Source organism: Ligilactobacillus sp. Marseille-Q7487 (assembly GCF_949152225.1).
Classification (GTDB): Bacteria; Bacillota; Bacilli; order Lactobacillales; family Lactobacillaceae; genus Ligilactobacillus.
On the sequence record NZ_CASCJC010000001.1, the window covers coordinates 26,430 to 39,206 of the forward strand.

Here is a 12,777-nt window from a genome sequence, read left to right on the forward strand (position 1 = left end):
GGCTGAAAAAACCACAGCTTCAATAAAAAAAGAAGGCTCACGTCAATTTTGAACGTGAGCCTTTTTGTTAATCCATCGTGCTACTTTGAATAAAGAAGCGAGAATTTTGATAATTATAGGTCGTAAACGAATAGTCAAACGGTAATCCGGAAGCAAGGTAATAGATTTCGTGGACTTCTAAGGTTGGAGCCTTGGGAGCTAAACTTAATAAAGTAGCTTCGGAGTCACTTAATTCACGGATACGCATGTACTTATCGGAAAAACTGATGTGATGGCCTAATTCGTGAATATAGGCAAACATCGAGCCTTGGGCGATTTGTTCGTTGACAAATGGCACAATGCTTTTTCTAAAATAAGATTCTTCAATACATAATGGTCGTCCATTGATGTAACGAATACGTTTAATATGATAAAAATCCTCAGCGCCACATTTAAAAGCACTTTGAATCTCTTTAGGAGCGGTGATGACCTCTAATTCGATGACCTTGGCAGCTGAAGTGTGCTTGGATAGATCGCTAGTAAAGCCGTTACTTTCCAAAAAGTTAACGTAACCATCGCGTTTCGGGCGACGAACAAATGTCCCGCTGCCTTGGACTTGATAGATTAGCCCCCGTTTTTGTAAAATTTCAAAGGCTTTGACGAGTGTGCTTTTACTGATTTGATATTTGGCTAAAAGTTCATTGAAAATAGGTAGTTTAGCGCCTTGTTCGAGCTCGTTATCGATGATATATTGCTCGAGTTTTTGGGCGATTTCGATATATTTAGGCAAAATTTTACCCTCCTTATTAAAATGTTGCTTCTAAATAATATTATAAACTAATGGAAGCGTTCTTGACAAATTGTGAATATTGTTTTAAAATTGTGAATGCAAAAAATAGGAATGAGGAAGTTTTGATTTACGTCAGTGTAGACACGGTCAAATTAAACGAAGCAACGTTCAAATATGTAGTTTCGGCCAAGCAAGACGTAAAATGCAGCCTCATATAAAGCACAAAATAAAAAAGTTGGCGGAAAAGACGTTATTTTAGAATTAAACTAGGAGGATAACGATGAAAAAAGATTTCTTATGGGGTGGCGCAGTTGCTGCTCATCAATTTGAAGGTGGTTGGAATGCTGATGGGAAAGGACCAAGCGTAATCGACGTGATGACGGCCGGAGCGCATGGTGTAGCACGTGAAATCACGCAAGAAATTGAACCAGATAAGTTTTATCCAAATCACGAAGCAATCGACTTTTATCATCGCTATAAAGAAGATATAGCGTTATTTGGTGAAATGGGACTCAAGTGTTTTAGAACTTCGATTGCGTGGACCCGTATTTTCCCTAAAGGTGATGAACAAGAACCAAATGAAGCAGGTTTGAAATTTTATGATGAGATGTTTGATGAATTGTTAAAACATGGCATCGAACCAGTGATCACCTTGTCGCACTTTGAAATGCCGCTACATTTAGCGCGTGAATACGGTGGCTTTAGAAATCGCCAAGTGATTGATTTCTTTGTAAAATTTGCCCAAACCGTCTTTGAACGTTACAAAGATAAGGTTAAATATTGGATGACTTTCAATGAAATCAATAATCAAATGGATACTCATAATCCAATTTTCTTATGGACCAACTCTGGGGTAACATTGCAACCAGGTGAAAATCCACGTGAAGTTTTATTCCAAGTTGCGCATAACGAATTAGTGGCAAGTGCACGTGCCGTTAAGATTGGTAAACAAATTAATCCAAACTTCAAGATTGGTTGTATGATTTCACATGTGCCGGTTTATCCATATTCATGTAACCCGGACGATATTTTAGATGCACATTTGGCAATGCATGAACGTTTCTTCTTCTCTGACGTGCATGTACGTGGATATTATCCAGCTTATGCTTTAAAGGAATTTGAACGTGAGGGCTATAACTTAGAAATCACCGATCAAGATTTGAAAGATCTCAAAGAAGGTACAGTCGATTACATCGGCTTTAGTTACTACATGTCAACCGCAGTTAAAGCTGATGCACATAATGATAACTTAGAAAATGTTGTTAACGGTGGGATGGCTAATGCCGTTGAAAATCCTTATATCAAATCAAGTGACTGGGGATGGCCAATCGATCCAACCGGCTTACGTTACACTTTAAACAACTTGTATGAACGTTATCAAAAACCATTATTCATCGTTGAAAATGGTTTTGGTGCCGTCGATCAATTAGAAGCCGATGGCAGCATTCATGATCCAGGCCGGATCGATTATTTGACCAAACACATCCAAGCGATGCAAGCCGCAGTTGAACATGACGGGGTTGACTTGATGGGTTATACTCCTTGGGGCATCATCGATTTAGTTTCCTTTACAACAGGAGAAATGAAGAAGCGTTATGGCATGATTTATGTCGATCGTGATAACGAAGGTCATGGTAGCATGAAACGTTACAAGAAAGATTCATTTGACTGGTATCGCCAAGTAATCGCCAATAACGGCATTCATTAATTTTAAAGGACCATTTTAAGTGGTCCTTTTTTGTTTGGGGAAAAGTTATTTAAGAAACAATTTTAAAAAATGTTGCATAAAAAATAAACTTAGAGTTGCTTCAACCTTATTAAATCAACAATTGTCAGTGGTTTATACAAATGTTAATGCAAAAAATAACTTATTGGTACTTAAAAAATAGGTCGGTCCAAAATATAATAAAATCATAGAAAGTGTTTTCTTGCATGGATATTGAAGTTTTCTTAGCGCGCAATTTACCATTAGATCCACATAAAAATATGATGGCAACACTTTTGGGAAAGAATTGGACAGATTGGTTTAATATTCCATATAACCTATCAATGGGGATCATGACGGTTTATGTCATGTTAGGGATTGCTAAAAGTTTATCCAAATATTACAAAATAGACTCTTTAGCAACACAAATCATGTCGTTTGTTACTTTGTTTATCTTAACACCAGTAACTACAACTAAAGATGGCTTGATGTTTTTACCAATGGATAACTTGAGTGCTTCAGGACTTTTTTAAGGCATGTTTGTCACCATTGGAACGGTAGAAATCATGCGCTGGGTTTTGAGTCGTGGTTGGAAGATTAGAATGCCTGATTCAGTGCCAGAAAATGTTAGCCGTTCATTTGAAGCATTGATTCCTGGTTTATTTGTCTTTGTGATCTTTGATGTGATTCGTTTTATCTTTACGGTGATACCATTTGATTCAGCGCAAGCCTTTATCTTTAAATTCTTACAAACACCATTGACGTCTTTAGGAGCTTCTTACCCAGCAACTTTAGTTATTGAAGTTTTTGCGACAATTCTTTTTTCTTTTGGTTTGCATGGGCCAAACATTATCGGTGGGGTAATGAATCCAATTTGGTTATCTTTAACCGCCCAAAATGCTGCCGCTTATGCAGCTGGTAAGACTTTACCTAACATCGTTAACGGACAATTTGATGCAAATTATGTTAAATTAGGTGGTTGTGGTTGTACGATTGGTTTAGCAATTATTGCAGCTTTCATGGCTAAATCTGATCAATATAAGACCTTAGGACGTTTAGGAATCGTACCAGGTTTCTTTAATATCAATGAACCATTAATCTTTGGGATTCCAATCGTGTTAAATCCAATCATGATGATTCCATTTATCTTATCACCGGTGATTTTTGTTTCATTATCTTATTTTGTAATGAAAATTGGCTTGGTACCGATTGCAAATGGGGTTAATATTCCATGGACGACACCACCAATCATCGCTGGTTTTTTGATTAGTGGTTGGAAGGGTGCACTTTTCCAATTAGTTGAAATCGTCGTTTCGATGGCTTGGTGGTATCCATTCTTTAAGATTGTTGATAAACAAGCGCTTGAACAAGAACAAAAACAAGCTTAAAATTAAATGTTTTGACAAGAAATAACCGTCAGCGGTGCTAATAAAAATTAAAGTCCTCTTTACTGAAATTTCTGGTAAAGAGGTTTTTTGTTTGGCAGCCAATAGATTGTAAGTTAGTTAAAATAAGGGGAGTGTTTTAGCGAGTTAAATAATATTAATAAATTAAGCTGTCTGCAACTTATTTAAATGGTATACTTTTGATGTAAATAAAGTGAGCGTTTTCTTTTTTGGGGAGGTATTTTAAATGGAAACAAAATCCACTATGCAAGAAAAATATATTATGGCTATCGATGAAGGTACGACCAGTACACGAACGATTATCTTTGATCATGCGGGACAAAAAGTGGCCGATGCGCAAAAGGAATTTCCGCAATATTTCCCAGAACCAGGTTGGGTGGAACATAATGCTAATGAAATCTGGAATGCGGTCTTATCGACGATTGCCAATGCCTTTATTAATTCGGGAATTCATCCAACACAAATCGCCGGAATTGGAATTACTAACCAACGAGAAACCACGGTTATTTGGGATAAGCAAACTGGTCTACCAATCTATAATGCAATTGTTTGGCAATCACGGCAAACCAATGAGATTGCGCAGCGTTTGATTGATGAAGGATATAGTGAAATGATCCATGCTAAAACAGGTTTATTGATCGATGCTTATTTTTCGGCAACCAAGATTCGTTGGATTTTAGATCATGTTGAAGGTGCTCAAGAAAGAGCTCAAAGAGGAGAATTACTTTTTGGTACAATCGATACGTGGTTGACTTGGAAATTAACCGGTGGGGCAGCACATGTGACCGATTATACCAATGCTAGTCGGACGATGTTATTTAACATTCATGATTTAACGTGGGATGAAGATATTTTGAAATTACTCAACATTCCCAAAAAAATCTTACCAGAAGTTAAGAGTAATTCAGAAATTTATGGTCATACGGCTTCGTATCATTTCTATGGTAGTAGTGCTCCAATTGCTGGTTTAGTCGGTGATCAACAAGCAGCCTTATTTGGCCAGTTGGCCTTAGAAGATGGTACGGTAAAAAATACCTATGGGACCGGTTCGTTTATTGTGATGAATACGGGTGAAAAACCAGTCTTATCACAAAATAATCTTTTGACAACTGTCGGCTATGCGCTTGATGGCAAAGTTAATTACGCTTTAGAAGGCTCGGTCTTTGTTTCGGGCTCGGCGCTGCAATGGTTGCGTGATAGCATGGAAATCTTAGAAAGTGCGCCTGATTCAGAACAAGCAGCTTATAAATCTACGAGTCATGATGAAGTTTATGTGGTACCGGCCTTTACTGGTTTAGGGGCACCTTATTGGGATAGTGAAGCGCGTGGTGCGGTCTTTGGTTTGACACGTGGAACCACTAAAAACGACTTTATCAAAGCAACGTTACAATCACTAGCTTATCAAACTCGTGATGTGGTTGATACGATGGAAAAAGATACGGGGATCAAAATTCCAACTTTGCGTGTTGATGGTGGCGCGGCTAAGAATAACTACTTGTTGCAATTCCAAGCAGATATCTTAGATACCCCGATTGAACGTGCAGCTAATTTGGAAACAACAGCACTTGGAGCAGCCTTTTTAGCTGGTTTAGCTGTGGGGTATTGGCAAGATACGACCGAACTAAAAACTATTTTTGCAGTAGGACAAAGATTTGAACCACAAATGAGTGCAAAACGACGTGAAGACTCGTATGCAGGATGGCAAAATGCAGTTGCAGCTACCCGTATTTTTAAGCATCGAGCTAAATAAGTCAGCTATTTAAAAGTAACAAGCAAATGATTTAAACGACATATAAAAACAGCGACAAAAGGTTTCAGACTTTGGTTATAGCTGGGTACCGGTATTAGGACCAATCGTTGGAGGAACAATCGGGGGCATTACTTTTCAACTTATTACCTTAAAAATGACGACTAAGTTTTGGCAATCACTTTTTGTGGTTGCCTTTTTTAGTGCGCAAAAAAACACGCTTTACGGGCGTGTTTGAATTTCAAATGCAGGATTTAAGATTTTTAGATCGCTAGGTTTAAAGCCACTCAACCAGATCTTTTGGTCTTTAGTGACAAAGACTGCACCGTATAAATCAGCGTTGGTCCAGTTAGTTTGGGGGTGTCCGGCAAAAAAGAGGTTAGTTGTTTCAATCTCACCATCAAGTGAATATTTGGAAAAGACGGTGACACTGGCAAGGTCGTTTTCTTTCGGATATCCGCTAAGTGAATCTAAAATATGATGGTACGAATGGCCGTTATATTCGAAACGGCGTTCATAAATCCCACTAGTCACAATCGAGCAAGGTGGCATTTTGACAGCGGCGATTGCTTGGCCACGGGTGTTATTGGGATCTTGAATGCCAATGCGCCATAATTGATCGGGGTGGATAGGTTGAGATCCCATTAAAAGTAAATCACCGCCTAAATCGATGATACCATTGTGCAGATCATAAGCACGCCATAAATCTTGGATGCGATCAGCGATATAACCTTTAGCAATGCCACCTAAATCAAGTTCCATTCCTTTTAAAGGTAAATAGACACTTAAATTGGTCGGGTTGATTTGAATTTTTTGGGCATCAATAAGTTGTAATTTAGCTTCAATATCGGCTTTTTTCGGTAATTTAGCGCCAGCAAAGCCAATCTTCCACAATTTGACGAGCGGTCCGATCGCGGCGTTAAAACCACGATTTTGGCAGCTGACTTGCCAAGCTTTTTGAATCAAGTTAAAAGTTGGATAACTGACTTGAACGGGATGTTTGCCGGCAGCTTGATTGATTGCCATCACCTCGGAATTAGTGCGATTGACGGTCAACAGATCTTCATAAAACTGGATGAGCTCAAAAGCTTTATCGAGTTGACTTTCATAGGCTGTGCCAAATAAAGTTAAGTTGATCGTCGTCCCTAACGCACGATACGTTTTAGTAAGTCTACGTTGACTAAGCTGAGGGATAAATTCTGAGTGAATGTCTGGCCAAAGTAGTGTACTCATTTAAATATCTTCCCTTCGTGTTGGGTTTGAAAAATAGTTTGTAAAAATAATGCCATTTCTGCGACAAAAGGATCGGCATTTTTAGCATAGCTAATACCTAAATTAAGGTTAAGCATTTCTTTTGGAAAAAGCAAGATGTTAACGGGACTTTGTGGTGTTAAACAATGCTTGACGACTGGCAAAGAACTAACGGTTATACCTAAGCCTTTGGCTGCAGCTAAGGTAGTTGCTATTGAATTAGACAGACTCAGACAGTGCTTGATTTGAATTCCATGATCGCTAAAAAGATGGTCAATCATGTTTTGAAAAGAAGACGTGCCTGAAAGACGAATGAAATTTTGGCCACTTAACGCTTGAAGTTACGTGTAGGTTAAAGTTCGCAGGCGTTTATTTGGTTGATAAAGAGATGCATTTTCGGGCACAACTAAACAAAGTTGATCGTTTCGGAGATAAAGAACTTTAAGCGTAGGATCATTGATAATCCGACCAATGAAAAGATTAACCTGACTGTTAGCAAGTTGATTAGCGACACGATTGGTTGTTTCTTCGATGACTTTAAGGTTTAAATCAGGATATTGATATTGAACTTTTTGTAAAATATCTGGTAGATCGATAGCCGAAAATGGTTGGTTAATGGCTAAAGTTAAGTGTCCAGCTTGTGTTTTACTTAAAATTTCGAGTTGTTGCGTTAATTCTTGGCTAGTTTGGCGCATTTTTTGGAGCCCATTTAATAAGGTCTGCCCTGCTAGGGTTAGTGAGATTGGATTTTTTTGACGTTCAACGAGTTGAACTTGGTATTTTTCTTCGGCCTGTTTTAAGATGCGACTGACGTAAGGTTGACTGACATAAAGTTCTTGGGCAACCTTGGTTAACGTTTCAGCTTGCTTGACACTGGTAAGAAGTTTTTCTAAAAATTCAAGTTGTTCATTCATGATGCTCACCTCTTTTTTGTTATAACTAATTAGTTATGATGATGAAACTAAATAAGCATTTAACATTATTGATAAAAAGGTTGATAATTTAAGTGTAAACGTTTTATTTAGGGGATGTTAGCATGAAATTATTAGCAATTGTCGAAACTAATGCACCACTTTCTTATAATCGTAAGTTACTAATGTATATGCAAAAGCATTTTGCTAAACAGGCAACAATTGAGCTTGCAGAAGTTAAAGATATTCCTTTATTCAATGAGGAAATCGCCACCGATACGCCACCTGCAGTTGAAAAGATGCGTCAAAAGATTGAAGCTGCTGACGGTGTTATTTTCGGTGTACCAGAATATGATCACAGGATTCCAGCCGCCTTAAAGAGTGTGTTAGAATGGCTTTCTTATCAGCATCATCCTTTCAGAAGTAAACCATGTATGCTTGTGGGGGACTTCATTAGGAGTACAAGGAACTTCACGCGCACAAGATAACTTAAGAGTTATTTTAAGCTCACCAGGTGTGGAAGCAATCGTCTTACCAGCCAATGAATTTTTATTGAGTTTTGCACCTAAGGCTTTTGATGAACAAGGTGATTTGGTCGATGCTAAGACAATTTGTTTTTTAGAAGAATGTTTTAATAATTTTGTCCAGATGCTTAATACCATTAATGGTAATGCGCAAGCAAAGGTTGAATGGTCCGCAACTTATGATACGGTAGTCTTGGGCTTTGGAGTAGCGGGTGCGACCGCAGCCCGGTTTGCAGCAGATGCAGGTGCCCAAGTTTTATTAGTAGATGCTGCACCATATGGTCATGAAGGTGGTAATACCCGTTATGCCGGTCAAGTTGTTGGAACAGGCGATGATTTTGCTGAATTAAAGAAATATTATCAACAATTGACTTATCCAATGGATTTGCCAGAAGACATGGTTGATACCTATGTAGATGGAATGTGTAACATGCGCGATTATTATCGCAAATACTTAGATATCGAACCATTTAGTTTCAAGAAATCATTTGAAAAATCCAGCACCTTGATTAAAGTTGCCGATGTATGTTTTGAATATCCCGAATATGAAGGTGTATATTCTTATGATTTAACACTTGTTCATCAAACGGTTTTTGATGCTGCTTTGTGGAAAATCTTGCAACAAAAAGTTGCTGACAGAGCAGATAAGATCGATGTGTGGTTAGAATCACGTGCCATTCATTTGATTCAAGATCCAGTAACTAAGGTTGTGATAGGGGCTCAGATTTCACGTGGCGGTCAAGTGTATAATGTTCGTGCTAAAAATGGGGTTGTCTTAGCGACCGGTGGTTTTGAAAATAATAAAGAAATGGTGCAAAAATATCTAGGTGCTGATCACTTAGCTGTTTTAGGTAGTCTTTATAATACAGGTGATGGCATTAACATGGGCCTTGAAGTCGGGGCTAAGTTATGGCATATGGAAAACTATGAAGCATTAGCTTTGCAACATGGGTTATGTTTTGCCGAAGATGAAGGTAAGCGTGGCCGGACAATTCTAAATTGGTTTGAAACCTCTAGCGGTAGTCTGTTGACTGTTGGCGATGATGGCACTCGCTATTTCCGTGAAGATGAAGCCAATCGGCATGGGCATATCTACCAAAATGGCCAATGGCGGATGCCAATTCGGTGTGTTCATCCATATCTTATCTTTGATCAAACTAAACTTGACGAAATCATGCAAAAGCCATTACCGGTTGAAGATTTTAAAGAACGTTTGATTAGTGCACCAACGATTGCTGGTTTAGCTCAAAAGATTGGCGTTGATGCGGCTAAATTAGAACAAACGGTGGCCGATTTCAATCATTTCGCCCAAGTTGGTCGCGATTATGCCTTTAATCGTGCGCCTGAAACGATGCGTGCCTTTGACGATGGACCATATTATGCGATGAAGATGAGTAATACCGTCTTAAATACACAAGGTGGACCAAAACGCAATACCAAAGCTGAAGTTTTAGATACAAATGAACAACCAATACTACATTTGTATAGTGCTGGTGAATTAGGTGGTATCTCGGCTAACCAATATCAAGGTGGCAATAATTTAGCAGAATGCTTGATTTTTGGTAAGATTGCTGGTCAACAAGCGACTGCAACAAAAGATGATAGCGATCAAAGCTTAACCAGTACGTATCTTAATGGCATCAATGATTTATTAGATGCGCAAAAAGTTGCTGATATCACTTGCGGACCAAACCAATATCTTGGCTCATCGCAATCCGGTATCGGCGGCCAAGTGATGACACGCGTGACCTTTGCCAACGATAAGATTGAAGAAGTTGAAGTCGTAATGCATCATGAAAGCGAAGATGTTGGCTTACAAGCCATCCGTGAAATTCCGGAAAAAATTGTCGCTCAAAACAATGTCGATGTAATCATCGGTGCGTCGGCAACTAGCCGTGCTATCAAAGAAGCGGTAGCAGATGCATTAGGGAAAGTGAAATAAGAAAAAAGCCAGGGACTCTCCCTGGTTTTTTTAACTCAAAATAGGCGTATAATTAACTCAAACAATTAACGGAGGTGTTAAAATGAAGCAAATTTTATTGCGTGCAGACGATTTAGGCTATTCTAAAGCGGTAAATTATGGCATCTATGAAAGTGTGGTTCATGGGGTCATCAATAATGTTGGGGTGATGGTAAATATGCCAGCAACTCAGATGGGACTAGATTTACTGAAAGGACAAGCAATTGATTTGGGGTTACATACGGTGATTTGTGCAGGTAAACCACTTTTGCCAGCAAAGCAGGTGCCTTCATTAGTCGATGAGGCTGGTAATTTTAAGGTTTCACGGCTTTATCGGCAAAACCAAGGTGCAGATTTTGTAGTGCTAGACGAGGTGGTCGCCGAAATTGAGGCACAGTATCAGCGTTTTGTTGCATTAACAGGGCGGAAACCTGATTATTTTGAGGGGCATGCCGTTGCGAGTGAAAATTTTGCCAAAGGCTTAGCAATTGTGGCAAAACGCCATGACTTGCCTTTGCTTGCGATGCCTAAGCAGATAGGAGCGGCACAATCTTTCAAGCGGGCGACCAAGTTTAACTTCATAATGGAAAGTATGCAAGATGATTATGATCCGCTAGCGATGCTAAAACGGGCGGTGGTTTCAGAAACTACGGCCATTCCAATGCTTGTTTTTCATCCCGGGTATCTAGATCAAGAAATCTTGACACAATCCAGTTTAACAGTCAATCGAACCAAAGAAGTAGCAATGTTAACGAGTTTGGAAGTTAAGCAACTTTTACAAGATGTCGAGTGTTTGCGTTATAGTCAGTGTCACTAAGCTAGCAACGATTTTGGCTTAACACCTAGTAAAAATCCGCGTAAAATAAGAATATAATAATTAAACGAGGAAGCAGTCATGAAATATATTTTAGCGGTTGATATCGGGACAACCAATGCCAAAGTCGCTAGCTACACTTTTGATGGAAAACAAGTTACATTTGTGACAGCAGCATATGGTCAAACAGATATTACCTTACAAGATGCCAACGTTATTTTAGAGACAACATTGTGTTTATTGATTCAAACGTTAAATGAGTTAACGCAAAAAGATGCGGTACGAGAAATTGCCAAACTTGTCTTTTCAAGTGCGATGCATAGTGTTTTATTTTTAGATGAAAAATTTAATCCACTAAGTCCAGTTTATACGTGGGCCAATAATTATGGTCAAGAGTTTTTAGCGGATTTAAAAAAGCAACCAGTAGTGCAAGAATTGTATTTTAAAACTGGGACACCTTTGCATCCGATGGCACCATTCGTTAAATTATATGGCTTTAGGCAGACAAATCCTTGGTTGTTACAACAAAGTGCCTATATAGTTGGAATTAAAGAATATTTGTTATGGAATTTAACTGCGCAACTTAAAATGGATTGGGGAATTGCAAGTGCAACAGGGCTAATGATTGACTATCAGTGGAATGAGACTTTATTGGCTTGTGTTGGTCTAAGTAAAGAAAAGCTCCCCACATTAGTAGCTCCAACCTATGAGGCTAATTTAATGATAACGATGGCTAAAAAATTAGGATTACCAGCGACTACTAAGGTTGTTTGGGGCTCGAGTGATGGTGTTTTAGCCAATTTAGGCGTCAGCCAAAAAGAACAAGAGTTGGTGTTAACTTTAGGAACCAGTGGAGCGTTACGTGTGATATCCAACCAGCCTAATTATATGGCAAAAAGCAAATTATTTTGTTATGTAGTAGATGATAACCATTGGTTGATAGGGGGGCCTTCAAATAATGGTGGTAATGTGTTGGCCTGGTTTAAAGAAAATTTTGGCTGGCAAGATAGCAGTTATTCGCAGATGTTGGCACATTTAGATGATTCAACGTGTGGAGCTAATGGTTTGTTATTTTTGCCGTATTTGTATGGTGAACGCGCTCCTTTGTGGCAAAGTGATGCTAAGGCACAATTTATTGGTTTAACAGCCCAACATACACGTGAAGATTTGTTACGTGCGGTTGTTGAAGGTATATTGTTGAATATGGCTAGCATTGTTGATTTAATGCAACAACAGCTTGGCCAGAGTTTCACTAAAATTAAGGTTACGGGAGGCTTTTTTCAAACACCAATTTGTTGTCAATTACTAGCGGATATTTTGGATAAAGAAGTAGTAGTCATGCCTAAACAAGAAGGAAGTTGTTTAGGAGCATTAAAGTTAGTCATCCATGATTTAAGTTTACCGATTACTACTATTCGTTATTCACCTAAAGAACAAAATGTTCAATGTTATCGCAATGTCTTGGCGAATTTTAAGGATGCGCAGATCAAATGTTTCGCGTGAAACATTTATCTTTATTAAATCTTAGTAATTTGAAACAAAAACACTAAATTTTGGTCATAAAATCTTCACAATGTTAGGCTAATATATAATCATAGCCTGAAAGGACAGGCTGAACTACTTTCTCCCCTGAAAATAGTTATTAAATAAACGAAGTAGAAATCCCCTTAAACTTCGAAAACATAATACT

The 12,777-nt window shown here is 38.5% G+C and carries 10 protein-coding genes and 1 pseudogene; 8 read left to right on the top strand and 3 right to left on the bottom strand.

Annotated features, from left to right (window positions below; translation table 11 throughout):
- Positions 1–67: 67 nt before the first annotated feature.
- Positions 68–769: a GntR family transcriptional regulator gene (locus QM017_RS00130; protein ID WP_282708420.1), complete on the bottom strand. Its 702-nt coding sequence runs from the start codon at positions 767–769 to the stop codon at positions 68–70.
- A 280-nt stretch (positions 770–1,049) separates the two neighbouring features.
- On the opposite strand from QM017_RS00130, the gene QM017_RS00135 reads away from it, so the two are divergent.
- From QM017_RS00135 to glpK, 4 genes are all read left to right on the top strand, one after another.
- Positions 1,050–2,477 (top strand): 6-phospho-beta-glucosidase, encoded by a 1,428-nt coding sequence (locus tag QM017_RS00135; RefSeq protein WP_282708421.1) that lies wholly within the window; start codon positions 1,050–1,052, stop codon positions 2,475–2,477.
- A 224-nt stretch (positions 2,478–2,701) separates the two neighbouring features.
- On the top strand, positions 2,702–3,007 hold the full coding sequence (locus QM017_RS00140; protein WP_282708422.1) for a hypothetical protein: 306 nt from the start codon (positions 2,702–2,704) through the stop codon (positions 3,005–3,007).
- Positions 3,008–3,010: 3 nt separating this feature from the next.
- A complete protein-coding gene (locus QM017_RS00145) occupies positions 3,011–3,862 on the top strand; it encodes a PTS transporter subunit EIIC (protein WP_282708424.1) in 852 nt (283 codons plus the stop codon).
- Between the two features lie 262 nt (positions 3,863–4,124).
- Positions 4,125–5,630 (top strand): glycerol kinase GlpK, encoded by a 1,506-nt coding sequence (glpK, locus tag QM017_RS00150; RefSeq protein WP_282709537.1) that lies wholly within the window; start codon positions 4,125–4,127, stop codon positions 5,628–5,630.
- A gap of 219 nt (positions 5,631–5,849) precedes the next feature.
- On the opposite strand, the gene QM017_RS00155 is transcribed toward glpK, so the two are convergent.
- Together QM017_RS00155 and QM017_RS09205 are read right to left on the bottom strand one after the other, a co-directional pair.
- Positions 5,850–6,860 carry an FAD:protein FMN transferase gene (locus tag QM017_RS00155; RefSeq protein WP_282708425.1) on the bottom strand — a complete coding sequence of 337 codons (1,011 nt, stop codon included), beginning with the start codon at positions 6,858–6,860 and terminating at the stop codon, positions 5,850–5,852.
- A pseudogene (locus tag QM017_RS09205) lies at positions 6,857–7,792 on the bottom strand (LysR family transcriptional regulator). The gene QM017_RS00155 and the pseudogene QM017_RS09205 overlap by 4 nt, the downstream one beginning before the upstream one ends.
- 122 nt (positions 7,793–7,914) lie before the next feature.
- Here QM017_RS09205 and QM017_RS00170 point away from each other — a divergent pair.
- The 4 genes from QM017_RS00170 to QM017_RS00185 all read left to right on the top strand — a co-directional run bounded on the left by QM017_RS00170 (position 7,915) and on the right by QM017_RS00185 (position 12,590).
- Positions 7,915–8,277: an NADPH-dependent FMN reductase gene (locus QM017_RS00170; RefSeq protein WP_282708428.1), complete on the top strand. Its 363-nt coding sequence runs from the start codon at positions 7,915–7,917 to the stop codon at positions 8,275–8,277.
- 160 nt (positions 8,278–8,437) lie between these two features.
- Positions 8,438–10,255, top strand: coding sequence for an FAD-binding protein (locus tag QM017_RS00175; protein ID WP_282709538.1), 1,818 nt, complete (start codon positions 8,438–8,440; stop codon positions 10,253–10,255).
- An 82-nt stretch (positions 10,256–10,337) separates the two neighbouring features.
- Positions 10,338–11,090, top strand: coding sequence for a ChbG/HpnK family deacetylase (locus tag QM017_RS00180; RefSeq protein ID WP_282708429.1), 753 nt, complete (start codon positions 10,338–10,340; stop codon positions 11,088–11,090).
- A gap of 78 nt (positions 11,091–11,168) precedes the next feature.
- On the top strand, positions 11,169–12,590 hold the full coding sequence (locus QM017_RS00185; RefSeq protein ID WP_282708430.1) for a gluconokinase: 1,422 nt from the start codon (positions 11,169–11,171) through the stop codon (positions 12,588–12,590).
- Positions 12,591–12,777: the final 187 nt, after the last annotated feature.